This window comes from Pseudoalteromonas sp. T1lg76 (genome assembly GCF_002964725.1).
Classification (GTDB): Bacteria; Pseudomonadota; Gammaproteobacteria; order Enterobacterales; family Alteromonadaceae; genus Pseudoalteromonas.
The window spans coordinates 1-300 of record NZ_PQCE01000078.1 but is presented as its reverse complement, the minus strand read 5'-3'; the positions used below and the strand labels follow the sequence as shown (position 1 = coordinate 300).

General features: G+C 60.0%; 1 protein-coding gene. It reads left to right on the top strand.

The window, feature by feature from the left end; translation table 11 throughout:
- Positions 1 to 300 (top strand): hypothetical protein (locus tag C2M35_RS15265; RefSeq protein ID WP_158678005.1); only part of this gene is annotated, 300 nt, incomplete at both ends.

The window sequence follows — 300 nt, the reverse complement described above, 5'->3', positions numbered from 1 at the left end:
CGACAGCATCACCATCAGTGATGGTGTGACCACCATCACGGTACCGAGCTCGGCGATCAGCACGGATAGCAACGGCAACGTGACCGTCGTAGGGCAAGACCTGTCAGGTCTCGCCGACGGTGAACTAACCGTCACCATGACAGTGACCGACGCTGCCGGGAACACAGGCACGGTCACCGATACCACCACCTTGGATACGGCCGCACCGACCACAGGTGATGGCGCGAACAGTATTGCGTTCGACGATGGCGGCGATGAGCTATTAAGCGCGAGTGAGGCGACCAACGTGACCCTTTCTGG